Genomic DNA, 22,042 nt, shown 5'->3' on the forward strand with positions numbered 1-22,042 from the left:
AATCTCAGACGCGCGCCCTAACGCAGGCGGCCCGCCTTGGCCAGAGGGCGGCGTCCGCCCTCAGCGGAAGGCGTGGAGCCGGCCCTTGCGCCCGACGACGTAGAGCGCGTCGCCGAAGGCGATCGGGCGGGAGGCCGCGCCGCCCGGGATCTCGACGGTGGCCGCCAGCGCGCCGTTCTGCGGGTTGAAGCCGCGCAGCACGCCGTCGGAGGACGCGACCCAGAGCCGGCCGCCGGCCAGGACCGGGCCGAAATGGGCATAGATCCCCTCGCGACGCCGCAGCCGCTGGTTGCGATAGAAGGGCAGGTCCGTCCGCCAGAGCACGTCGCCGGTCGCCGCGTCCATCCGCAGAAGCTGCGCCCGGTCGCTCACGGCGAAGACGGAGCCGCCGAAGACGGCGAGCGGCGAGACGGCCCCCTCGTTCGCCGTCCACTGGCGCGAGCCGGAGGTGGCGGAGAGCGCGACCATGCGGCCCGCAGAGGTGCCCGCATAGATCGTGCCACCCGAGACGACCGGGTCGCCGGTGATGTCGCCCACGTTGTTGTAGGCGACGCCGCGGCGCTCGCCCGAGACCGAACTGCCCCAGACGCGGATGCCCGACTGCCGCAGGCTTGCCAGGATCTCGCCGGAGCCGAAGGGGAAGATGACCGCGCGGTCCGTCACGGCGGGGGCCGGCGCGGTGGCCATGACACTTGGTGCGGGTGCGGCGGGCAGCTCCCACTGGATGCGGCCGTTGCCCGCGTCGATGGCCCAGGCCCGGTTGTCGCGGCTCACGAGGTAGACGAGCCCACCCGAGACCTTGGGCGTGGTGATCGGTGCGTCGAGCCGCTGCACCCAGCGTTCCCCGCCGGTCGCCGCGTCGAGCGCGTGCAACTCGCCGTAGCCCGTCGTGACGAAGAGCGTGCCGCCCGCGACGGCGAGCCCGCCACCGGAGGCATCGGAGGCGCGCTCGTGGCCGGGCACGAGGCTCCTCGACCAGAGCTGTGCCCCGTTGAGGCCGGTCGCGGTGACGCCGGACTGCGCGTCAAGCGTGAAGAGGCGGCTGCCGTCGGAGACCGGGTCGGCGGTGATGCGCTGACGGCGTGAGTCGCCGGCCCCGATGTCGGCCGACCACAGAAGCTGCGGTGCCGGCGAGAGCGTGGCATGACCCGGATCGTTCTGCACGTTACCCACGCGCATCGGCCAGTCGGCAAGGCGGCGCGTCCCGGGCACGGAGAGCGCGGGGGCCTCCACCGGGGGCGTCGCGCTTGCGATCACGCCGACGCCGCCGCTGTCGCGCACCGGAAGCCGTTCGCCGGGCAGGAAGACTTCATCGTCCCCGCAGGCCGTCAGGACCAGCGCGGCACTGATCAAGATGCCGGAGATTGCTTTCATGGCCCTGCCCTCAAGTTCGTCTCGTCCTGTGCCGACCTGTCAGGCCGGTTCGACCTCTGCGCCCAGGGCGACAATCAACTGCCGGGCCCGTCGGCGCAAGTCCTGCGTGGTTTCCGCATCGTCGAGGAGGGCCCGAAGAAGGGTGACGGCCGTGCCCTTGTCGCCGGCGGCGAGTGCGCGCAGCGCCTGCTGCTCCACGGCGAGCGTCCGGAAGGGGGCACCCGGCGCGGACAGTTCCTCGAGAAGGAGGCCGTCGCGCGCGGCATCGCCGGTGCCGCCGGCCAACATGGCCTTCAGCAGCGCGAGATGCCGATAGGTGGCGTCGACGTCGGTCGCGTCGGCCAGGCCAAGCAACTCCTCGCGGGCGGCGGCGGGGTCGCCCCCCTCGCCGTTGAGCGCGGCGGTGGCAAGCAGAAGCGACAGAAGCGCCGCCTCCTGCGGATCGGTGGCCTCGAGTTCGGCGAGCGCGCCGCGGCGGGCCTCCATATCCTCGCGCCCGAGCGCGGTCAGAAGACTGTCGCCGAAGGCACGGGCCTTCTCGGCCTCGCGCGCCTTCGTCCACTCGCTCCAGCCGGCTCCGCCGACGATCACGACGATGGCCAGGGCCGGCAGCCAGCCCCAGCGGCGCAGGAGCGCGTAGAGCCGGTCGCGACGGACTTCCTCGCTTACCTCGTCGATGAAGCTATCTGTGTTGGACATGGTCCCCTCCCGCGGGTTTCGCGCGTTCTAGCGCAGGTCCGCGGGGCGGCCAACCCGCAATCCGGCGGCCACGCGTCCGCCGCTGCGCCGACGTGCGCTCACGCAGGGCGGCTCTGCATATAATCGCTTGCCGATGCCGCGGCGCCGCACTAAAAACTGAACCAATCGGTTCACTCACCCGTAGGAGGGAGGAACCGTCTGCCACAGCCCGAGAGGCCGCCATGCGCTTTTTCCCGATCGTGACCGCCGTTCTGGTCTGTGTCGCACTCTTCTTCGTCGTGCTGGAGCGCGAGGCCCTGTTCCGTTTCGCCAACGACCTGACGACGGAGGGCGAGCCGCAGCCGATCATCGAGAATGAGGCCGCTCCGCCCGCGGAACCCGTCGCCATCAGCGCGACGAACGCCGCCGCGCCGCAGGCCGTGAACGTGATCGTCCTCGCCTCCGAAGCCGTCGAGGTGCCCGACGCGGTGCGCGTGCGCGGCGAGTCGGAGGCCGCGCGGCAGGTCTCGGTCGTGGCGGAAACCACGGGCACCGTGGTCTCTGACCCGATCCGCAAGGGGGCCTTCGTCGAACGGGGGCAACTCCTCTGCGAGCTCGACCCCGGCACGCGCGCCGCGACCCTGGCCGAGGCGGAGGCCCGGCTGGCCGAGGCCCGTGCGCGCCTGCCCGAGGCGGAGGCGCGCATCCCCGAGGCAGAGGCCCGCGTCGCCGAGGCGGAGGCCCGACTGGCCGAGGCGCGACTGAACCAGACCGCGGCGAGCCGTCTCTCGGAAAGCGGCTTCGCCGCCGAGACCCGTGTCGCCAATGCCGATGCCGCCCTGAGTTCGGCGCAGGCCACGCTGACGGCGGCGCAGGTCGGCCTCGAGACCGTTTCGGCCGGGATCGAATCGGCCGAAGCCGGGATCGAGGCGGCCGAGGCAAGCGTTCAGCGCGCCGAGCTCGACATCAACAAGCTGAGCGTGAAAGCCCCCTTCTCGGGACTTCTGGAGACCGACACTGCGGAACTCGGTTCGCTTCTGCAGGCGAACGGCGGGGTCTGCGCCACGATCGTGCAACTCGACCCGATCAAGCTCGTGGGTTTCCTGCCCGAGGCGCAGGTCGACCGCGTGGTTGTCGGCAGTGCCGCGCAGGCGCGTCTGGCTTCCGGTCAGGAAGTCGCGGGGGCCGTGACCTTCCTCAGCCGCTCCGCCGACGAGACGACCCGCACCTTCCGCATCGAGGTCGACGTGCCCAATCCCGACCTGACGATCCGTGACGGCCAGACCGTCGAGATCGCCGTGGAGACGGATGCGACGCGGGCGCATCTGATCCCCGGTTCTGCACTCACGCTCAACGACGAGGGCCAGCTCGGCCTGCGGCTGGTCGAGGACGGCAAGGCCGGCTTCGCCGCTGTCGAGCTGATCCGCGACTCGACCGACGGCATCTATGTCTCGGGCCTTCCGGACAGGGCGGACGTCATCGTCGTCGGCCAAGAGTACGTGACCGACGGCGTGTCCGTGCGCGCCTCCTACGCCGATGAGGTCGAAGCTCCGGAGATCGGCCAATGACCGGCCTCATCGACTGGGCCGCCGAACGGGCCCGAATGGTCCTCGCTTTCGTCGTCCTGTCGATCGTGGCGGGGACCGTCGCCTATGTCTCGCTCCCGAAGGAGGGCGAGCCCGACATCGACATCCCGGGCCTCTTCGTCTCGGTGCCCTTCCCCGGCATCAGCGCATCGGACGCCGAGAAGCTGCTCGTCAAGCCGATGGAGACGCGCCTGAAGGAGATCGACGGCCTCAAGGAGATGACGGCGACCGCGGCCGAGGGTTACGCCGGCCTCTTCATGGAGTTCGAATTCGGCTGGGACAAATCCGCCACCATCGCCGACGTGCGCGACAAGATGGGCCAGGCCGAGGCAGAGTTCCCCGACGGGGCGGAGCAATACACGATCGACGAGATCAATTTCTCCGAGTTCCCGATCCTGATCGTCTCGCTCTCGGGCTCGGCCCCCGAACGCACGCTCCTGCGCCTCGCCTCCGACCTGCAGGACCGGCTCGAGGCGATGCCGCCGATCCTCGAGGCGGGGCTCGCCGGGCACCGGGACGAGATGCTCGAGGTGCTGATCGACCCGCTCGCGCTCGAAAGCTACAACGTCACCGCGTCCGAGCTCATCAACGTCGTCACGCAAAACAACCTTCTGGTCGCGACCGGGGCGGTCGAGACGGCGAGCGGGGCCTTTCCGGTGAAGATCCCCGGCTCCTTCGAGGAGCCGCGGGACGTCTACGAACTGCCGGTCAAGACCGATGGGGACCGGGTCATAACCCTGGGCGACCTGGCCGAAATCAACCTGACCTTCGAGGACCGCGAGGGCACCGCGCGCTACAACGGGGAGACGACGGTCGCGTTGCAGGTGGTGAAGCGCAAGGGCTTCAACATCATCGAGACGGCGCAGCAGGTGCGCGAGGAACTCGACGCCGAGACGGCGACGTGGTCGCCCGAGCTGCGTCAGGCGGTGGACGTGACGGTGACGCTCGACCAGTCGCGGACGGTGAAATCCATGGTCACCCAGCTCGAGGGCTCGGTCCTGACGGCCATCGCGCTCGTGATGATCGTGGTGCTGGCTGCGCTCGGCACCCGCTCGGCGCTCCTCGTGGGCTTCGCGATCCCGACGTCCTTCCTGCTCAGCTTCGCGATCATGGCTGCGGTGGGCATCACCATCTCGAACATCGTGATGTTCGGATTGATCCTCGCCGTGGGGATGCTGGTCGACGGGGCGATCGTCGTCGTGGAATACGCCGACAAGCGGATCTCCGAGGGGACGGGGCCGATGCAGGCCTATACCGAGGCCGCCAAGCGGATGTTCTGGCCCGTCGTTTCCTCGACGGCGACCACGCTCTGCGCCTTCCTCCCGATGCTCTTCTGGCCCGGCATCCCGGGCGAGTTCATGGGCAATCTGCCGGTCACGCTGATCTTCGTGCTGTCGGCCTCGCTTGTGGTGGCGCTCGTCTACCTGCCGGTTCTGGGCGGCGTCTTCGGCCGCATCAGCCGCATGTTCGAGCGCGGGGCCAACTGGCTGCGCGCGCATGTGCCCTGGGCCCTGCGCGTCGTCCTCACGCTCGTTTCGGCCTATGCGATGGTCGTCGCGATCCTGCAGACGCTGAACCCGTCCTACCTGCTGCCCATCGACCCGAGCCGGGCCGGCCTGCTGCATATCCTGCCGGGCGCGGTCGGGTTCCTGCTGGCCTGTTTCGCCCTGTCCACGACCCTCGGGTCGATCCGTTGGCACCGAGAAAACCGCCGCGTGCGCGCGGGGTATCGCCGTTCGCCCTTCGGGCATTTCGTCAACCTGATCGTGGGCAACCCGATCGGCCCCATCGCGGCCGTCATCGTCGTGGGCTTCACCGTCGTCTCGGTGTTCACCTACTTCGGGGCCAACAACAAGGGGGTGGAGTTCTTCGTCGAGAGCGAGCTCGAACAGGCCAACGTCTTCGTGCGCGCCCGTGGCAATCTCTCGCTCGACGAGAAGGACGCGCTCCTGCGGCGGGCTGAGCAGATCGTGCTCGACACACCGGGCATCCAGTCGGCCTTCGCCTTCGCCGGTGACGGCGGGCTCAACTCCGGCGGCCCCGGAGCCGCCGGCGGCCCGAGCGACACCATCGGTCAGATCCAGATCGAAATGGTGCCGTGGGACGACCGCCCGACCGTTTCAGAACCGCTCTTCGAGATCTTCGGCCTAACCTTCGACACCTCCTTCGTGGACCCGGCCTTCGACGGCGACGCCATCGCCGATACGCTGCTCGAACGCCTTCGCACGCTGCCGGGCGTGAAGGTCGACCTCTCGGCGCAAGATCGTGGCCCGGCGCAGGGAAAGCCCGTCCACCTGCGCCTGATGGGGGACAACTGGGAAGATCTGCAGGCGGCGACCGCCACCATGGCGCAGACCTTCGCGGACACCCCCGGCATGATCGACATCGAGGACACGCTGCCCCTGCCCGGCATCGACTGGGAAATCGACGTCGACGTCGAGAAGGCCGGCCGCTTCGGGGCCGATGTCGCGACCGTCGGGTCCATGGTGCAGATGATCACCCGCGGCATCCTGCTCGACACGATGCGCGTCGACACCTCCGACGACGAGATCGAGATCCGCATCCGCCTTCCCGAGGAGGACCGGATCCTCTCCACCCTCGACACGCTGAAGGTGCGCACGAACGAGGGACTCGTCCCGTTGGCCAACTTCATCGAGCGGCGTGCCGTCCCCCAGCTTGCCCAGATCGACCGCGTCGACGGGGAACGGTTCTTCGACGTGAAGGCCGACGTCGCACCGAACCTCGTGAAACTGGTCGATGCCGAGGGCGAGACGCAACGGATCGTGCCCGCCGAGGAGGCGGAGGGCACCGACCTAACGGTGGTCCCGGTGAACCCCAACGAGCGGATCGCCTATTTCACCGGCCTTCTGAACGAGAACGCCGAGCTGCTGCCTGCCTCGGTCGCCTGGGAGTGGACCGGCGATCAGGAGGAGCAGGCCGAGAGCCAGGCCTTCCTCATGCAGGCCTTTGTCGGCGCGCTCGGGCTGATGTTCATCATCCTGCTGGCGCAGTTCAACTCGATCTACAATTCGGTGCTGGTTCTCCTTGCGGTTGTGCTTTCCACGACGGGCGTGCTCATCGGAATGCTGGTCATGGACCAGGCCTTCTCGATCATCATGACGGGCACGGGCATCGTCGCGCTTGCGGGGATCGTGGTGAACAACAACATCGTGCTGATCGACACCTATCAGGACTACGCCCGCTACATGCCGCGGCTGGAGGCGATCACCCGCACCGCCGAGGACCGGATCCGCCCGGTGCTCCTGACGACGCTGACGACGATGGCCGGTCTCGCGCCCATGATGTTCGGACTGAGCGTCGACTTCATCGCCGGCGGCTATTCCATCGGCTCTCCCACCGCGCTCTGGTGGATCCAGCTGGCGACCGCGGTGGTCTGGGGCCTCGGCATCGCGACCGTTCTGACGTTGCTCTTCACACCCGCGATGCTGGCCGGGCGCGTCTGGGTCGGTGTCTATGCCCTGGGTCTGGCGCGGCTTCTCGGACGGCTCGGAATGGGCCGCGGCAGCCGGGCCGCGGAGGATTGGGCGCTGCGCCGCGAGGCGAAGCGCGTGCGGATGCCCGTGCTCCTCTGGGCCGAAGACGAGGACGATCGCGCCGAATCGGACGAGCCGGAACTGCCCCTGCCCGCGCCCGAGGACGCGCCGCACGAAGCGAACGAGCCGCGCGAGGATCGGCCGCACCCGCCGTTGCGCGCCGCCGAGTGATCGAAACCGGCGGTCCTAAGTGGCCGCCGGACCTCTCAAAAGCGGGACTGCAGGTTTGCAGGCTGCCCAATCGACGGGCAAAGGATCGCGCCCAGGTTGCTTTTTGAGCGGTTCTCCGGGTCACCGGCAAAATACGACGCATTCGTCGCTCTTTCTGCGGTTGCATTATTGACCTTGCTGCGGCGCAGCTTAAATCTCAACTTATCGGAACGCAGGGTCTTCCTCCTCCCTGGCTCTGCAGACCGAGTGACCTGAAAGCGGCCTCGTTCTTCCTCCTCCCTGAGCGAGGCCGCATTTCTGCCCCAATCTCGCCAAATCCAGATCATCGTTTCCAGGCAGGGTATAATTCTCCCCTTTCCGTTTCGGAGACATCCGATGATGCACCAACCCACGCCCCAGAGCCCCGCCACCGCCCAGCCCCCGGTCAAGCGCAAGCCGCGCCCGGTTCCGGTGCGGTTCACGGATTGGGCCTCGATCTGAGCGATCCCGACTGGACGCGCGGCCTTTGAGTGCCGATCCTGCGTCCATGAGCGACGACGCCCCGATCTCGACCCTGCGCAACATGGGTCCCGCCATGGAGGCCGCCTTCGCGAAGGTCGGCATCACCACGGTCGGCGAATTGCGCGACCTTGGCACCGATGCTGCCTATGCGCGGCTCGTGCGCAACGGCTCACGGCCCCATTTCATCCCCTTCTACGTGATCGAGATGGCGCTTCAGGGCCGCCCCTGGAACGACTGCAAGGGCGACGAGAAGAAAGCGCTGCGCAAGCGCTTCGACGCGGTGAAAGCGCAAAACCAGGACACCGATCGCGACGCCTTCGAGGCGATGATGGACGCGATCGGCGTCATCGAACGCCCCTGATCCCCTGAGACGAAAATCGCCGGGTCGATGCCCGGCGATATCCTGTTCCAGCGATGTGTCCCGATCTATCGGCTGACGTAGATCACCCGGCGCAGACGGCGTGGCGTCTCGTTCGTCCAGATCGCCTGCGACTGGTAGTCCCCCTGCAGCGTGCGCGGGCCGCGATGCGGGTTCAGCCGGCCATCGTCGAAGGCCGCGCGGTAGCCGGCCGGCGGATGCTGCACGCTGAACGTCGTGCGTGCCGCGGGCACGAGGACCGTGCGGCGCGCGTTGCGGGTGGAGGCCGTCGTGACGGTGCCCGTCGTCTCGACCGAGGAGCGCCGCTCCAGCGACCAGTTCGGATCGCCGCCGCAGCGCGTCGCCCCGCGCAGATAGCGCGACGACAGCTCCGACGCCCCCGCACATCCGCGCGTCACCTGCGCCGCCCCTGTGGCGCGGTTCGGGCTGGGCGCGTTCGGGTTCACGCGCACCGCCGTCGCGGGCGGCGTGACGCGCACGACGCGCGGCGTGGCCTGCGCCCGGGTGGACCGACGTGGCGTGGCCGGCGTCGTCGCCATGCGCGGCGCGGCAGTCGCCGTCGCGGCCGGGGCGCTGGCCGCCTGCCCGCGCAGGGCGGCTGCACAGGCGGGCGTGTTGCGAAGGTAGCGGGCCGACAGATCCGACGCACCGCACCCCGCCGGCACGGCGATCGCGGTGCGGCGTGGCGTAGTCGTGACCGTCTGACGCATCGGGCGCGGGGCCGCGGCGCGGGCCGGACGCGGGGCCGCCGCGACGGGTCGTCCCGGTGCGCTGGCGCTGACCGCCGGGGCGGTGCGGCGCGGTGCGGGGACGGCGATCTCCCGCGGGGCGGCCGGGGCGGGCTCACGGCGGATGACGGGCTCGGCCGTCTGCACCGTCGCCGAAGTCGCGGCCGGAGCGGGACGCGGCGCGGGCGTCGTCGCCGCGGCTGTCGTCGTGGCCGGACGCGCGGTCGGCGACCGGCCGCAGACGACCGTGCGATCCCGGTTCACCCGCGGCACCCAGCGGGTCGTCCCGCCGACGCCCGCCCGCAGGAAGACGCAGCCCCGGCTGTCCACATAGGTATCGGCGGCATAGCTCGCAGGCGGCGTCTCGGCCGGCCCGGGCGTGTTGCGGACCGTCCGCTGCGCCTCCGCCGTGCCGGCCAGCGCCACGAGCGCCGTGCCCGCCAGCCCCAGCATCAGATTTCGGATGGTCCCGTCCAGCCTGCGCACCATGTCACCCCTCCCGCGAATGAAAACCTGCGAAACCTTACCCCGCCCTGCCCCCAAGTAAAGCGCAGGGCTGGAGAATCCGCTATTTCGTCCCGAACATGCGGTCACCCGCATCCCCCAGTCCTGGTGTGATGTATCCCTTCTCGTTCAGCCGCTCGTCGACGGCAGCGGTCACGATGGGCACATCCGGGTGGGCGTCTTTCATCCGGGCGATCCCCTCGGGTGCGGCGAGGAGGCAGAGGAAGCGGATGTCCTTCGCGCCCTTCTCCTTTAGCAGGTCGATCGCCGCGACCGAGGAATTGCCGGTCGCCAACATCGGGTCGACCGCGATCACCAGCCGCTCGTCGAGGTGGTCGGGGGCCTTGAAATAGTATTGCACAGGCTGGAGCGTCTCCTCGTCTCGGTAGAGGCCGACGAAGCCGACGCGCGCCGAGGGCACGAGTTCCAGGATCCCGTCGAGCAGCCCGTTCCCCGCCCGCAGGATCGACACGAGCGCGAGTTTGCGGCCCGAGAGGACCGGCGCATCCATCGGTTGCAACGGCGTCTCGATCGCGCGGGTCGTCATCGGCAACTCCCGCGTGATCTCATAGGCCAGAAGCTGGCTGATCTCGCGCAGGAGTTGACGGAAGACGGCCGTGGAGGTCGCCTTGTCGCGCATCAGCGTCAGCTTGTGCTGCACCAGCGGGTGTTTGACGTGCGTGAGATGGTCCATATCAGGGCTCCAGTCGGGCAAGGAGGGCGGCGCGGGTGGCCTCGTCGCAGAAGGCGGCTTCGGCGGCCATGCGATTGACAGCGCGGAAGTCATCCGTGCCCCAGCCGAAGGTGGCGGCGAGCGTATCGTATTCCTGCGGCAGCGTTGTGTGGAAGAAGGGCGGATCGTCGGTCGAAATCGATAGAGGGACACCTTCGCGTCGAAGCATATCAACCGGATGCGCATCGATCTTCGGGTAAACGCCAAGCACGACATTCGAGCCGGGACAGACTTCGAGATGGATCCCCTCGTCGACGATGCGCCTCAGGAGGGCCGGATCTTCGCTTGCGCGAACGCCGTGCCCGACGCGCGTAACCTTCAGATGATCGAGCGTCTCGCGCACCGACTCCGGGCCACCGAACTCGCCTGCATGAGACGTGAGGCCCAACCCCGCCTCACCCGCGGCGGCGAAGGCAGGCGCGAAGTCGGCAGCGCGATAGAGCCCTTCGTTTCCGCCCATTCCGAAACCCGTGACGACGTCACCCGCGGTCTCCGCCGCGCAGCGGGCCGTCTCCCGCGCTGCCTCCGGGCCGAAATGCCGTATGCAGGTGACGATACCACGCATCTCGATCCCGTCGACGGCCGCCGCCGCCTCGAAGATCGCCGCGAGATAGTCGCGCCAGGCCGAAAGGTCGCGCCCGCCGCAGAAGTCGGGGCTGAGGAAGGCCTCCGTGTAGATCACCCCCTGCGCCCGCGACTGCTCCAGGACGGCGGTGGTCAGCCGGGCGAAGTCTTCGGGCGATCGAAGAACCTGCGTGGCGGCTTCGTAGACTTTAAGAAAGCCCTCGAAGTCATTGTAAACGTAAGACCCGGCAGCATCGAAGACACCATCGAGGACGATCCCCTTTTCGGCAGCGAGCTGTCGGATGAAGGCCGGCGGGGCCGCCCCTTCGAGGTGAAGGTGCAGTTCGAGTTTCGGCTCGAAAGTCATAGGAAGCTCCGTCCGGGGCCGACGCCCGGGACGCCCAGATGGGCACAGATGCTGGCCGCCACGTCGGCGAAGGCGAGAAGCCCCGCCTCCCCCTGCCGCCCGGCGACGGCGACCGGCACGCGCTCCCGCGTGTGGTCGGAGCCGGTCCAGGTCGGGTCGTTGCCGTGGTCTGCGGTGAAGATCATGATGTCGTCCGGCCGCATCGCGGCGAGGATCGGCGGCAGGCAGGCGTCGAACCATTCGAGATGCGCGGCATAGCCCGCCGGGTCGCGGCGATGGCCGTAGACGCTATCGAATTCGACGAAGTTGGCGAAGGTCAGGCTGCCGTCGGGCATGTCCCGCACCGCATCCGCCAGATGCTCCATCAGCGCGGTATCCTTGCCCTTCACGACGCTGTCGATGCCCCGCATCGAGAAGATGTCGCCGATCTTGCCGATCGCATGAACCCTGCGGCCGGCCCGCTGCACCACGTCGCAAAGCGTGTCCGACGGCGGCAGGATCGCGAAATCGCGGCGGTTCGCCGTCCGCTCCCAGGGGCCGTCCCCCGCGAAGGGCCGCGCGATGACACGCCCCACCTTCATGGCGTGGAGCGTCGGCGCGAGACCTTCACAGAGCGCCAGGAGCCGGTCGAGACCGAAGTGCACCTCATGCGCCGCGATCTGGAAAACGCTGTCGACCGAGGTATAGCAGATCGGCCAGCCGGTTCGGATGTGGGCCTCGGCCTCCGCCTCGATGATGAGCGTGCCGCTGGCGTGACGATTGCCGAGGATGCCGTCGGTGCCGGCGTGACGCAGTACCTCCTCCACCAGATCCGGGGGAAAGCAGGAGTCGGTGTCGGGAAAGTAATGCCAGTCGAAGGGCACCGGCAGGCCCGCCAGCTCCCAATGGCCCGAGGGCGTGTCCTTGCCGTTCGAAACCTCGGTGGCCGCGCCCCAGAGGCCCTGCGGTTCGGCGTCGAGGCCGGGCGTGGCATCCCCTGACGCGAGCCGCGTGGCGGTCCCGAACCCGAGGGTATCGAGATGAGGGATCCTCAGAGGCCGATCCGCACGGTTTTCGGCACACCACTGCGCGATATGGGCCAGCGTGTTCGCCCCGGCATCCCCGAAGTCGGCCGCGTCCGGCGCGCCACCGCAGCCCAAGGAATCGAGCACGACGAGGAAGGCGCGGCTCATCGGATCGTCTCCTGCACGAGGGGCGGTGGCGTGACGGCGCTGCTCTCCATCTCGATCGCGCGGGCCACGCGCTCGGCGGCTTCGGCGGCGGCATCCCCGTCGGCGGCATGGACACGGGCAAGCGCCTGCCCCTCGGTCACGACGGCCCCGAGCTGCGCCAGATGGCTGATGCCGACGGTCGGGTCGATGCGGTCGTCCTCCCGCCGCCGTCCGCCGCCGAGGTCCACGACGATCTCGCCCAGGGCGCGGGTGTCGATGCGGCCGACCACGCCCGGCTGATCGGCGCGCAATTCAGCCACCACCGGGGCCGCCGGCAGCCGGTCGCGCCAGCGTTCGGGGAAATCGCCCGGCCCGCCCTGCGCGCGGACCATGCGCCCGAAGACCTCGGCTGCGGCCCCCGAGGTCAGCGCCTCGGCGATCTTCGCCGCTCCCTCCATGGCGTCGGCCGCCAATCCGCCGAGCGCGAGGGCTTCGCCGCCGAGTGCCTTCGTGAGCGAAACGAGCCGGCCCGAGCGCCGCGTCGCGGGCTCGGTCAGCGCTTCCATCGCGGCGATCACCTCGAGCGCGTTACCCGCGCTCGTCGCCGCCGGCTGCGACATGTCGGTCAGGAGCGCCGAGGTCATCACCCCGTTCGCCTGACCCGTCTCGACGAGCGCGCGGGCCAGCGCATGGGCGGCCTCGACGTCGGGCATGAAGGCCCCGGAGCCGGTCTTGACGTCGAGGACGAGGGCCTCGGGCGCTTCGGCCAGCTTCTTCGACAGGATCGAGGCGACGATGAGATCGAGGCTCTCGACGGTGCCGGTCACGTCGCGCACGGCATAGAGGCGGCGGTCGGCCGGAGCGATGTCGCCCGTGGCACCGACGATGGCGCAGCCGACGCGGGAGACGATGCTCTGCAACTCGTCGGCCTGCATCTCGACACGCAGCCCGGGGATCGCCGAGAGCTTGTCGAGCGTGCCGCCGGTGTGGCCGAGCCCCCGGCCCGAGATCATCGGGACATAGGCCCCGCAGGCGGCGAGCGCGGGCGCGAGGACGAGCGACACGCAATCGCCGACGCCCCCGGTGGAATGCTTGTCGAGCACGGGACCCGGCAGGTCCCATTGCAGCACATCTCCCCCGTCGCGCATGGCCCGGGTGAGCGCGGCGCGACCCTGCGCGCCCAGAGGCGTATGGCAGACCCCCATGGCGAAGGCCCCCGCCTGCGCGTCCGACACCTCGCCCGAAGCCAGCCCCTCGGCGAAGGCCACGAGCGCGGCCGGCTTCGGCCGTTCGCCCCGCCGGAGCGCGGCGAGGGTGTCGCGCGGATGGCTCACGCCATGAATCCCGCGTCGAATTTGCCGGGCAAAAGGGCGGCGATCGTCGTCGCCTGCTCCGCCCCCGCGACCGTGGCGAGCGTCACCGGCACCTCGCCGCCGCCGAACTCCGCGAGCTTCTGTCGGCACCCGCCGCAGCAGGGCACCGGAGCGGGCGCATCGGCCACGACATAGACATCCGTCAGCGCCGTCTCGCCGGCGGCGACCATGGCCGCGATGGCCCCGGCCTCGGCGCAGGTGCCCTCGGGGTAGGCCACGTTCTCGACGTTGCAGCCGGCGTAGACGCGCCCCGACGCCCCGCGCACCGCGGCCCCCACCTTGAAGCCGGAATAGGGCGCATGGGCGTTCTCGCGCACGGCAAGGGCGGCGTCGCGCAGCTCGGACATGGGCAGACCTCCCGGTGGCAGAAGACGGTTCCCCTGATTGGCCCCCGCGCCGGGGGGATGCAAGACCGGATGCGCGGGCACCACGCCTAGCGCAGCCGTGAGCGGGCTTGATTGGCATGTGTCCGGCCGCGCCGCCATATGCGGTCCAACACCGACATTCGGAGGATCCGACATGAACCGCAGAACCCTGCTCATCGGCGGCGCGGCCGCCCTGACCACCACGGCCGCCGCGGCAAGCCTGCTCCTGCCTCGGCAGCTCGCGCCCGCGCTCACCTTCACGCGCGACGGGCTCGCGCTCGGCGGCACCGACCCGGTCGCCTATTTCACCCACGCGCGGCCCATGGGCGGCGACCCGGCACTGACGCACGAGTGGGCCGATGCGACCTGGCGTTTCATCAGCGAGGAGAGCCGCGCGGCCTTCGTCGAGGATCCCGAGGCCTTCGCCCCGCAATACGGCGGCTTCTGTGCCTGGGCGGTAGCCGAGAAGGGCGAACTCTACAGCACGCAGCCCGAGAACTGGGCGATCGTGGACGGCAAGCTCTACCTGAACTTCAACGACGACGTTCAGGCCATGTGGGACGCGGATCGCGCCGGCTTCATCCGCACGGCCGACATGAAATGGCCGCGCATCCTCGCCGAAGCCTGATCCGCGGCCCTTCCCTTGGCCTCAAATACGCCGGGGGTGCGGGGGCAGCGCCCCCGCCCGCTCCGCGTCAGAGCATCATCTGGTAGCTCTCGGGCACCCAGTGGAAGCCGTCGCCCCGGGTCTCGACGTAGCCGACGGCGGGGAACGGCATGTGATAGCCGATCATCGGCATCCGCTCGGCGGCGAGCATCCCGAGGATGTTGCGGCGCGAGGCCGCCGCCGCCGCCTTGTCCATGTCGAAGCGGACCTCCCAGTCGGGGTGCGCGAGCGACCAGACGTAGTGATTGGCCAGATCGGCCGCCACGAGGAGCGACTTCTCCCCGGACGAGAGGCGGTAGGTCATGTGCCCCGGCGTATGCCCGAAGGCCGCGACGGCGGTGATGCCCGGGGCCGCGTCCGCGCCATCGGCGAGGAAGGTCATCTTCTCGGCGAGCGGGCGCACGTTGGCTTCGAACCCCTCGTTTTCCTGCGCGGCCCAGGCGTCGAACTCGGCCTGCGCGGTCACGTAGGCGGCATTGGCGAAGGTCGGCGCGCCGCCCGACATGAGACCGCCGATGTGGTCGCCGTGCATATGCGTCAGGATCACCGTGTCGACGTCGCCGGCGGCATAGCCCGCGGCCTCGACCGCGGCGGTGATGTCCTCGGGCGACTGGCCCGTATCGAAGAGGACGAGGCTTTCGCCCGTGTTCACGAGCGTCGGCGTGAAGAAGAACTGGTTGACGTCGGTGGGGATGAAGGCGGCATCCGACACCTCCTTGAAGGTCTCGGCATCGACGTTCATGCCGAAGATCGTCTGGGGATCGTTCGGGTTCGTAACCGTGTTCGCGAGGAGCGTCGTCACCTCAAGGTCGCCCAAGTTGAAGCGGCGCACGTTCTGCTGCATCGGCTCCTGCTTCGGCGCGGCGGCGGCGGCGGGCAGCGCGGCGGCGAAGGGCAGCGCGGCACCTGCCCCGAGGGCGGCGCGACGGGTCAGCTTGGTCATGGCGGGATCTCCCAGTTGATCGCGATGATATGCCGCAAGGTAGCCCGGGCCGGGTGAGGTGCCACATCACGGCTGCGTCACCACGATGCGCGTCGGGGCCCGCGCCTGTGCGCCACTGGACAGCGCCCCCGCGTCGGTGGCACATGCGCGCTCAAAGGAGCCGCCCATGCCCGACACGAAGACCGTCACCCGTTTCGCCCCCTCGCCCACCGGCCACATCCACGTCGGCAACCTGCGCACGGCCGTCCTGAACTGGGCCATCGCGCGCAAGGCCGGCGGCACCTTCATCCTGCGGCTCGACGATACCGACCCCGAGCGGTCGAAGGACGAATACGCCGATGCCATCCGCGAAGACCTCGAATGGCTGGGCCTCACCTGGGACCGGGAAGAGCGGCAGTCGACCCGGCTCGACCGCTATGCCGCCGCCGCGGATGCCATGCGGGCGAGCGAGCGGCTCTACGAGGCGTTCGAGACGCCGACGGAACTGGACCTGAAGCGCAAGAAACAGCTGAACATGGGCAAGCCGCCGGTCTACGACCGCGCGGCGCTCGCGCTGTCGGAGCAGGAGAAGGACCGCTTGCGGGCAGAGCGGGGCGGCCACTGGCGCTTCAAGCTCGACCACGCGCGCATCGAATGGACCGACGGCATCCTCGGGCCGCTCTCGATCGACGCGGCCTCGGTCTCGGACCCGGTGCTGATCCGGGGCGACGGGCAGGTTCTCTACACGATCGCGAGCGTCGTGGACGACACCGAGATGGGCGTGACCCATGTGGTGCGCGGCTCGGATCACGTCACGAACACCGCGACGCAGATCCAGATCATCGACGCGCTCGGCGGCACCGCGCCCGCCTTCGCGCACCATTCCCTCCTGACCGGGCCGCAGGGCGAGGCGCTCTCGAAACGGCTCGGCACGCTGTCCATCCGCGACCTGCGCGTCGCGGGGATCGAGCCGATGGCGCTCGTGTCGATGATGGCGCGGCTCGGCTCGTCGCAGCCGATCGAGCTGCGCGGCTCCATGGAGGAGATCGTGGCGCATTTCGACCTCGACGCCTTCGGCGTGGCCCCGACCAAGTTCAACGTCGACGACCTGAAACCGCTCACCGCGAGCTATCTTGCCGCCCTGCCCCGCGCCGGGGCCGAGGCGGAGATCGCCGCGCTCGGCGTCCCGGAAGAGAGCCGCGATGCCTTCTGGACGGTCGTGCGCGAGAACATCGCCACCCGGGCCGACATCGCCGGCTGGTGGGAGCTGATGCAGAACGGCGCGAGCCCCGAAATCCCCGAGGACGACCGTGCGTTCGTGGCCGAGGCGCTCGCGCTCCTGCCGCCGCAGCCCTGGACGGAAGAAACCTGGGGCGAGTGGACGGCGGCCGTCAAGGCGGCCACGGGCCGGAAGGGGGCCGCCCTCTTCAAGCCGCTGCGCCTCGCGCTCACGGGGCGCACGACGGGCCCCGGCATGGGCGATCTGATGCCGCTGTTGCAAAAGGGGCCCCGCGTTTGAGGCGAATGGCCGGCCCGTAACAATCGGCCGCTGTGCCGGCGGCCCCGGCCCCGATTGTTTCAATGACGTTGCGTGCCCCTCACGGGGACGCGATAGCCTTGTATCAAAGGGTAACAGGCGCGTGACCACAGGGTCGCTTCGGTTGCCAGAGAGGGCGTTCGGGCCCCATCTTCGGGTCAACACCGAAGGATTCCGCCCATGCGCACCGAACGATTCACATTCGAGGGACACGACGGCAGCGACCTGAGCGCGCGCCTCGATCTGCCCGACGAGGCCCCCGTCGCCACTGCGCTGATGGCGCATTGTTTCACCTGCGGCAAGGACATCCCGGCCGCCCGCCGGATCGCCGCGCGGCTCGCCGGGCTCGGGATCGCGGTGCTACGGTTCGACTTCACCGGCCTCGGGCATTCGAAGGGGGAGTTCGAGAACACCTCCTTCTCGACCAATGTCTCCGATCTGGTGGCGGCGGCAAACGCGCTCGACGCGCGCGGCATGGATGTCGACCTCCTGATCGGCCATTCGCTCGGCGGGGCCGCCGTCCTGCGCGCGGCGGCCGAGATCCCCTCGACCCGTGCCGTCGCGACGATCGGCGCGCCCTACGACCTGGGCCATGTGACCCATCACTTCGAGGGCGCGCTCGAGACCATCGCACGCGACGGCGTGGGCGAGGTGCGGCTCGGCGGGCGCAAGCTGCGGATCGGGAAGGGTTTCGTGGAGGATATCTCGGGCCAGAACCTCGAGAGCGCGATCGGCGCACTGAAGCCCGCGCTCCTCGTCCTACACGCGCCCCGCGACGAGACCGTCGGCATCGACAGCGCGACGCGCATCTTCCTTGCCGCGAAGCACCCCAAGAGCTTCGTGACGCTCGACGAAGCCGACCACCTCGTCACCAATCCGGCCGATGCCGAATACGCCGCCGACGTGATCGCCGCCTGGGCGACGAAATACCTCGACCTGCGCCGCCCGGCACCGCCCATCGGCGCGCCCGAGGGCGTGACCCGAGTGAGCGAGATCGCCCCCGACGGCTTCGCCCAGGACATCGTCGCCTCGGGCGGCAAGCATCACATCAAGGCCGACGAGCCCGTCGCCTATGGCGGCACGGACCGGGGCCTCTCGCCCTATCAGCTGATGGCCGCGAGCCTCGGGGCCTGTACCTCGATGACGCTGCGGATGTATGCCCGGCGCAAGAAATGGCCGCTCGAGGGCGTGACCGTCGATGTGACCCACGACCGGATGCACGCGCAGGACGCGCCCTCGGCCTCGGGCGAGCGGATCGACCGGTTCCGACGGATCATCCGCCTCTGCGGTCCGCTCGACGCCGAACAACGCGCGCGCCTCCTGGAGATCGCCGACCGCTGCCCCGTTCACCGCACGCTCGAGACCGGAGCCACGGTGGAGACGGTGCTGGAGGAAACGGTGGAGGAAGAGCCTCGCGACGCCGGCGAAACGGCGGCCTGACGTCCCCGGTCAGGGCAGTTCGACCTTCGCAAGTTCCACACGCATCTCGGCCAGCCGCGCGAGACAGAGTTCCGCCGCCTCCGTCAGGTCCGCCGCCCCCTCCGCCGCCAACTGATTGAGATGACGTGCGGCCTGCTGCGTCGGCAGGGCACCGACGGCACTGCTCAAAGACAGAAGGACATGGGTTTGCGCACGCAGGGTGTCGCGGTCGTCGACGGCCAGCGCAGCGGTCATGGCCGCCTCGACGTCCGCTAGATCCTCGGACAGCCGGGCCAGAAGATCGGCCTCGTATTCCGATCCCGCCGCCTGCATCAACTCGACGAGCGTGGCCGCAGAAAGCGGCGGCGCGGCCTCGGGCACCCAGCTGGAGGCATCGGGCGCATCGGCGAGGAAGTGGCGGATCGCCGCGCCGAAGGCCTCGATCCGGCCGAGCGGCTTGGCCAGGATCCCGTCGGCCCCCGCCTCGACGATGGCGTCACGGTTGTCCCGCAGAACATAGGCCGTCATCGCAACCATTGACGTCGGCGGCGCGACGCCGCGGGCCTGCCGCAGGCGCTCCGAGCGCAGCACGTCGAGCCCGCCGAGCGCGGGCATCTCGATGTCGACGAGGGCGAGGTCGAACCGCTCCCGCGCAAGCCAGTTGAGCGCCTCGATCCCGTCGGCGGCCAGTTCGCATTCCGCGCCCATCTGCGTCAGCATCCCCTGCACCAAGAGCCGGTTGGTCGCACTGTCGTCGGCCACGAGGATGCGGTGGCCGCTCAAATCCGGCAGCGCCGCATCCGCCTCCGGCTCCTCCAGCCGGGACCAGACGGCGCGCGGGATCGCGAGCACAACCTCGGCGCCACCCATCGGGCTCGTCCCGAACTCGCACCGCGCGCCCATGCCGCGCGCATGGGCCGCAACGATCTGAAGACCCATGCCATTGCGCGGAGCCGGGCTGGTCTCGTCCTCGGCCGGACCGGGCGGCCCGTCGCGCAGGATCCGTCCGGGCAGGCCGCGACCGTCGTCTTGGACGCTGATCCGAAGCGTCCCGTCGGGCTGCAGGGCACTGCCCAGCGTGACCCGGGTGCCCCCCGAGTGGCGCAGCGCGTTCGACATCATGTTCGCCACCACCCGCCGCAGCGGCAGGAGGGGCAGTTGGACGATCTTCGGCACATCGGCCGTCCGGTCGAGGTTCACGACGATGCCGGTGCCCTCGGCAGCCCCGTGCCAGCGGCGCAGCTCGTCCGCGCAGAAGCGGTGGAGGTTGAGGTTGCCGATCGGCCCGACCGTGTCGCGCGGCGTGCCGTGGAGCAGTTCCTCGACCAGCCGCGCGAGCAGTTCGGCCGCCGTCTGGACGCGGTCGAGCTGCCGACGAAGGTCGGGCTCGAGCGCGTCGCGGTCCATCAGGCGCACGCCGCCGATCACGTCGGACACGGCGGAGCGGATGTCGTGCGCCAGAAGCTGCGCCGCGGCGGGCGGGGGATCCGGATCGTCGTCCGGACCGCTCATGCGGCCGGGTATCCGATCCGTCCGAGCGCGGCTCCGATCTCGTCGAGGATCGCCGGGTCGTCGATCGTGGCCGGCACCTTGTCGAGCCGGCCTTCGGCGACCTTGACCATGCTCGCCCGCAGGATCTTTCCCGATCGCGTCTTGGGCAGCCGATCGACCACCACCGCCTGCTTGAAGGCGGCGACGGGCCCGATCACCTCACGCATCCGCGCCACACATTCACCGACGACCTCCGCCTCCGGACGGTCGACACCGGAGGTCAGACAGAGGAGCCCGACGGGCATCTGGCCCTTGAGCGCATCGGCCACGCCGATCACGGCACATTCCGCGACATCCGGGTGCCCGGCCAGCACCTCCTCCATCGCTCCCGTCGAGAGACGGTGACCCGCGACGTTGATGACGTCATCAGTGCGCGCCATGATCCAGAGGTAGCCGTCTTCGTCGATCATACCCGCGTCGCCGGTCTCGTAGTAGCCGGGGAAGGTCTCGAGATAGGACGTGCGGAAGCGCGCCTCCGCGTTCCAGAGCGTCGGCAGGGTACCGGGCGGCATCGGCAGCTTGATCGCGATCGCGCCGAGGGTGTTCGCCTCGACCGGATGCCCCTCCTCGTCGAGGACGCGCACGTCGTAGCCCGGCATCGGCACCGAGGGCGAACCGGTCTTGATCGGCAGCGCCTCCAGGCCGAGCGGGTTGCCGGCGATGGTCCAGCCGGTCTCCGTCTGCCACCAATGGTCGACGACCGGACGACCCGTGACCTTGCCGATCCACTCGACGGTATCGGGATCGGCGCGTTCCCCCGCGAGGAAGACGGCGCGCAGGCTCGAGATGTCGTGGCCCTCCATGAATTTCGCCTCCGGATCCTCCCGCCGGACGGCGCGGAAGGCGGTGGGCGCGGTAAAGAAGGCCGCGACCTTGTGGTCGGAGATGACGCGCCAGAAGGTCGAGGGGTCGGGCGTGCCGACCGGTTTGCCTTCGAAGACGACGGTGGTGCAGCCGTGGACGAGCGGCGCGTAGCAGATGTAGCTGTGCCCGACGACCCAGCCCACGTCCGACGCCGCCCAATAGACCTCTCCCGGCTTCACGCCGTAGATGTTGGTCATCGTCCAGTCGAGTGCGACGAGATGGCCGCCCGTCGCGCGGACGACCCCCTTCGGAGCCCCGGTCGTGCCGGAGGTATAGAGGATGTAGGCCGGGTGGGTTCCCTCGACGGGAATGCAGTCGACCGGCTCGGCTTCGGTGAAATCCTCCCAGTCGACGTCACGCGCGGTCATGTCGGCGAGACCCTCGGGTCGCTGCAGGACGACGCAGAAATCGGGGGTATGGGTCGCGATCCCGATCGCCTCGTCGAGGAGCGGCTTGTAGGGGACGACCCGGCCCGGTTCGATCCCGCAGGAGCCGGCGAGTACGGCCTTCGGCTTCGCGTCGTCGATCCGCACCGCCAGTTCGGCGGCGGCGAACCCTCCGAAGACGACCGAGTGGATCGCGCCGATGCGCGCGCAGGCCAGCATCGCCTCGAGCGCCTGAGGCACCATCGGCATGTAGATGATGACGCGGTCGCCCTTGCCCACGCCCCGCTCCGCGAGTCCGCCGGCAAGGCGCGCCACCCGGTCCTGCAGCTCGGCGTAGGAGATATGCTCGACCGTGTCGGTGACGGGGCTGTCGTAGATGATCGCCGTGCGCGCGCCGTGGCCGGCCGCGACATGCCGGTCGATCGCGTTCCAGCAGGTGTTGACCATGCCGTCGCTGAACCATTCGGGAACCGGCCCGCCCTTGTCGTGCAGCGCCTTGGAGGGCTTAGTAGCCCAGTCGATCGTGGTCGCCTGCTCCATCCAGAAGCCGTCGGGGTCCGCAACCGACCGCTCCCATTCCTCTTTCCAGCCCATGCCGTTCCCCCTCCTTTGGTTCCTCGGAGGATTTCTAGGGGCGTGGCGGGACGGCGTGCAAGATGCCCCCGGCC

The 22,042-nt window shown here is 69.6% G+C and carries 17 protein-coding genes; 6 read left to right on the forward strand and 11 right to left on the reverse strand.

All coding sequences use genetic code 11. From position 1 onward, the window contains the following. Positions 1 to 60: 60 nt before the first annotated feature. Positions 61 to 1,374 carry an outer membrane protein assembly factor BamB family protein gene (locus HSX43_RS11575; RefSeq protein WP_179380302.1) on the reverse strand — a complete coding sequence of 438 codons (1,314 nt, stop codon included), beginning with the start codon at positions 1,372 to 1,374 and terminating at the stop codon, positions 61 to 63. Between the two features lie 39 nt (positions 1,375 to 1,413). Then, entirely contained in the window at positions 1,414 to 2,073 is a 660-nt protein-coding gene (locus HSX43_RS11580; RefSeq protein ID WP_179380303.1) for a tetratricopeptide repeat protein, read from the reverse strand. 221 nt (positions 2,074 to 2,294) lie between these two features. Here HSX43_RS11580 and HSX43_RS11585 point away from each other — a divergent pair, with 221 nt between their 5' ends. From HSX43_RS11585 to HSX43_RS11595, 3 genes are all read left to right on the forward strand, one after another. After that, the gene (locus tag HSX43_RS11585) at positions 2,295 to 3,620 is read left to right on the forward strand and encodes an efflux RND transporter periplasmic adaptor subunit (RefSeq protein ID WP_179380304.1); all 1,326 of its coding nucleotides are present in this window, start codon (positions 2,295 to 2,297) and stop codon (positions 3,618 to 3,620) included. After that, positions 3,617 to 7,363: an efflux RND transporter permease subunit gene (locus HSX43_RS11590; RefSeq protein WP_179380305.1), complete on the forward strand. Its 3,747-nt coding sequence runs from the start codon at positions 3,617 to 3,619 to the stop codon at positions 7,361 to 7,363. The genes HSX43_RS11585 and HSX43_RS11590 overlap by 4 nt, the downstream gene beginning before the upstream one ends. Before the next feature lie 526 nt (positions 7,364 to 7,889). Further along, positions 7,890 to 8,225 carry a TfoX/Sxy family protein gene (locus HSX43_RS11595; protein WP_179380306.1) on the forward strand — a complete coding sequence of 112 codons (336 nt, stop codon included), beginning with the start codon at positions 7,890 to 7,892 and terminating at the stop codon, positions 8,223 to 8,225. A 65-nt stretch (positions 8,226 to 8,290) separates the two neighbouring features. On the opposite strand, the gene HSX43_RS11600 is transcribed toward HSX43_RS11595, so the two are convergent. The 6 genes from HSX43_RS11600 to HSX43_RS11625 all read right to left on the reverse strand — a co-directional run bounded on the left by HSX43_RS11600 (position 8,291) and on the right by HSX43_RS11625 (position 14,010). Beyond that, complete coding sequence (locus HSX43_RS11600) at positions 8,291 to 9,460, reverse strand: hypothetical protein (protein WP_179380307.1); 1,170 nt, start codon at positions 9,458 to 9,460, stop codon at positions 8,291 to 8,293. A gap of 79 nt (positions 9,461 to 9,539) precedes the next feature. Then, the gene (gene upp, locus HSX43_RS11605; protein WP_179380308.1) at positions 9,540 to 10,169 is read right to left on the reverse strand and encodes a uracil phosphoribosyltransferase; all 630 of its coding nucleotides are present in this window, start codon (positions 10,167 to 10,169) and stop codon (positions 9,540 to 9,542) included. 1 nt (position 10,170) lies between these two features. Continuing rightward, complete coding sequence (locus HSX43_RS11610) at positions 10,171 to 11,139, reverse strand: adenosine deaminase (protein ID WP_179380309.1); 969 nt, start codon at positions 11,137 to 11,139, stop codon at positions 10,171 to 10,173. After that, a complete protein-coding gene (locus HSX43_RS11615) occupies positions 11,136 to 12,311 on the reverse strand; it encodes a phosphopentomutase (protein WP_179380310.1) in 1,176 nt (391 codons plus the stop codon). Before HSX43_RS11615 ends, HSX43_RS11610 begins: the two co-directional genes overlap by 4 nt. Further along, positions 12,308 to 13,624, reverse strand: coding sequence for a thymidine phosphorylase (locus HSX43_RS11620; RefSeq protein ID WP_179380311.1), 1,317 nt, complete (start codon positions 13,622 to 13,624; stop codon positions 12,308 to 12,310). The genes HSX43_RS11615 and HSX43_RS11620 overlap by 4 nt, the downstream gene beginning before the upstream one ends. Next, entirely contained in the window at positions 13,621 to 14,010 is a 390-nt protein-coding gene (locus tag HSX43_RS11625) for a cytidine deaminase (protein ID WP_179380312.1), read from the reverse strand. Before HSX43_RS11625 ends, HSX43_RS11620 begins: the two co-directional genes overlap by 4 nt. 172 nt (positions 14,011 to 14,182) lie before the next feature. Here HSX43_RS11625 and HSX43_RS11630 point away from each other — a divergent pair, with 172 nt between their 5' ends. Continuing rightward, positions 14,183 to 14,656: a YHS domain-containing (seleno)protein gene (locus tag HSX43_RS11630; RefSeq protein WP_179380313.1), complete on the forward strand. Its 474-nt coding sequence runs from the start codon at positions 14,183 to 14,185 to the stop codon at positions 14,654 to 14,656. A 67-nt stretch (positions 14,657 to 14,723) separates the two neighbouring features. Here the strand turns inward: HSX43_RS11630 and HSX43_RS11635 are convergent, their stop codons facing one another. Then, on the reverse strand, positions 14,724 to 15,638 hold the full coding sequence (locus tag HSX43_RS11635; RefSeq protein WP_179380314.1) for an MBL fold metallo-hydrolase: 915 nt from the start codon (positions 15,636 to 15,638) through the stop codon (positions 14,724 to 14,726). Between the two features lie 166 nt (positions 15,639 to 15,804). Here HSX43_RS11635 and gltX point away from each other — a divergent pair, with 166 nt between their 5' ends. Both gltX and HSX43_RS11645 read left to right on the forward strand, forming a co-directional pair. After that, a complete protein-coding gene (gltX, locus tag HSX43_RS11640) occupies positions 15,805 to 17,136 on the forward strand; it encodes a glutamate--tRNA ligase (protein ID WP_179380315.1) in 1,332 nt (443 codons plus the stop codon). Positions 17,137 to 17,334: 198 nt separating this feature from the next. After that, the gene (locus tag HSX43_RS11645) at positions 17,335 to 18,594 is read left to right on the forward strand and encodes a bifunctional alpha/beta hydrolase/OsmC family protein (RefSeq protein ID WP_179380316.1); all 1,260 of its coding nucleotides are present in this window, start codon (positions 17,335 to 17,337) and stop codon (positions 18,592 to 18,594) included. A 9-nt stretch (positions 18,595 to 18,603) separates the two neighbouring features. Here the strand turns inward: HSX43_RS11645 and HSX43_RS11650 are convergent, their stop codons facing one another. Continuing rightward, complete coding sequence (locus tag HSX43_RS11650) at positions 18,604 to 20,085, reverse strand: response regulator (RefSeq protein WP_179380317.1); 1,482 nt, start codon at positions 20,083 to 20,085, stop codon at positions 18,604 to 18,606. Then, positions 20,082 to 21,968, reverse strand: a complete 1,887-nt coding sequence (locus HSX43_RS11655; RefSeq protein ID WP_179380318.1) for an AMP-binding protein — start codon at positions 21,966 to 21,968, stop codon at positions 20,082 to 20,084. The genes HSX43_RS11650 and HSX43_RS11655 overlap by 4 nt, the downstream gene beginning before the upstream one ends. Positions 21,969 to 22,042 lie beyond the last annotated feature (74 nt).

It is taken from the genome of Jannaschia marina, assembly GCF_013404595.1.
In the GTDB taxonomy this organism is placed as follows: domain Bacteria; phylum Pseudomonadota; class Alphaproteobacteria; order Rhodobacterales; family Rhodobacteraceae; genus Jannaschia; species Jannaschia marina.

What these genes read in the sequence shown, in the direction of transcription:
- HSX43_RS11575 (WP_179380302.1), bottom strand. Translation starts at nt 1,374, where the DNA reads ATGAAAGCAATCTCCGGCATCTTGATCAGTGCCGCGCTGGTCCTGACG.
- HSX43_RS11580 (WP_179380303.1), bottom strand. Translation starts at nt 2,073, where the DNA reads ATGTCCAACACAGATAGCTTCATCGACGAGGTAAGCGAGGAAGTCCGT.
- HSX43_RS11585 (WP_179380304.1), top strand. Translation starts at nt 2,295, where the DNA reads ATGCGCTTTTTCCCGATCGTGACCGCCGTTCTGGTCTGTGTCGCACTC.
- HSX43_RS11590 (WP_179380305.1), top strand. Translation starts at nt 3,617, where the DNA reads ATGACCGGCCTCATCGACTGGGCCGCCGAACGGGCCCGAATGGTCCTC.
- HSX43_RS11595 (WP_179380306.1), top strand. Translation starts at nt 7,890, where the DNA reads ATGAGCGACGACGCCCCGATCTCGACCCTGCGCAACATGGGTCCCGCC.
- HSX43_RS11600 (WP_179380307.1), bottom strand. Translation starts at nt 9,460, where the DNA reads ATGGTGCGCAGGCTGGACGGGACCATCCGAAATCTGATGCTGGGGCTG.
- upp (WP_179380308.1), bottom strand. Translation starts at nt 10,169, where the DNA reads ATGGACCATCTCACGCACGTCAAACACCCGCTGGTGCAGCACAAGCTG.
- HSX43_RS11610 (WP_179380309.1), bottom strand. Translation starts at nt 11,139, where the DNA reads ATGACTTTCGAGCCGAAACTCGAACTGCACCTTCACCTCGAAGGGGCG.
- HSX43_RS11615 (WP_179380310.1), bottom strand. Translation starts at nt 12,311, where the DNA reads ATGAGCCGCGCCTTCCTCGTCGTGCTCGATTCCTTGGGCTGCGGTGGC.
- HSX43_RS11625 (WP_179380312.1), bottom strand. Translation starts at nt 14,010, where the DNA reads ATGTCCGAGCTGCGCGACGCCGCCCTTGCCGTGCGCGAGAACGCCCAT.
- HSX43_RS11630 (WP_179380313.1), top strand. Translation starts at nt 14,183, where the DNA reads ATGAACCGCAGAACCCTGCTCATCGGCGGCGCGGCCGCCCTGACCACC.
- HSX43_RS11635 (WP_179380314.1), bottom strand. Translation starts at nt 15,638, where the DNA reads ATGACCAAGCTGACCCGTCGCGCCGCCCTCGGGGCAGGTGCCGCGCTG.
- gltX (WP_179380315.1), top strand. Translation starts at nt 15,805, where the DNA reads ATGCCCGACACGAAGACCGTCACCCGTTTCGCCCCCTCGCCCACCGGC.
- HSX43_RS11645 (WP_179380316.1), top strand. Translation starts at nt 17,335, where the DNA reads ATGCGCACCGAACGATTCACATTCGAGGGACACGACGGCAGCGACCTG.
- HSX43_RS11650 (WP_179380317.1), bottom strand. Translation starts at nt 20,085, where the DNA reads ATGAGCGGTCCGGACGACGATCCGGATCCCCCGCCCGCCGCGGCGCAG.
- HSX43_RS11655 (WP_179380318.1), bottom strand. Translation starts at nt 21,968, where the DNA reads ATGGGCTGGAAAGAGGAATGGGAGCGGTCGGTTGCGGACCCCGACGGC.